General features: G+C 54.7%; 2 protein-coding genes. Both read right to left on the bottom strand.

Annotated features, from left to right (window positions below):
- The coding region (locus GTGU_RS23595; protein WP_038163813.1) for a Mu-like prophage major head subunit gpT family protein at positions 1-231 on the bottom strand (231 nt) is incomplete at its 3' end.
- A 3-nt stretch (positions 232-234) separates the two neighbouring features.
- The coding region (locus GTGU_RS23590; RefSeq protein WP_038163810.1) for a phage protease at positions 235-530 on the bottom strand (296 nt) is incomplete at its 5' end.

Genomic DNA, 530 nt, shown 5'->3' with positions numbered 1-530 from the left:
CTTGTTGGTGATGACATAACCGGCCTGCGATAACTCGGCTAACTGGCGCGCGCCAATCCATTCCTTAATCGTCGGGAAATCTTCCACCCAGCCATAGGTGTTTGATGCCGACGTGCTGGGAATGACGGTGGCAATGGATCGGTACTGAGGGGTAATACGCCCGACGCCACGGGTAAAGGCGGCACTCAGTGCCGTGGTCAGAGCATGCAATACTTCTGCGGATACCTGCATGGATTAGCTCTCCTGCTTACGAACGGAAATAAACTCTTCCTTGCTGATGCCCATCGCGTGGCACACGGCAAGGTCTTCATCGGACAACGTGGTGGTATCGCCATTACCATGATCCTTTTTCTTTGCCGGATCCTGACTTACGATGACAGGCGCGCCTTTCACAAAATCGGCGAACTGTGTGCGGCCTTCTTCAGAGCGGCAGGTCGCGAGGTACATATCACGGTTGGCCGGAGCCACTTTCCCGGCGGCAATGGCGGCATCAACAAGCGTTTCCGCTTCTTTAGTGGCAATCTCACTAA

This window comes from Trabulsiella guamensis ATCC 49490 (genome assembly GCF_000734965.1).
Classification (GTDB): Bacteria; Pseudomonadota; Gammaproteobacteria; order Enterobacterales; family Enterobacteriaceae; genus Trabulsiella; species Trabulsiella guamensis.
This window is presented reverse-complemented; position numbering and strand designations above follow the sequence as displayed.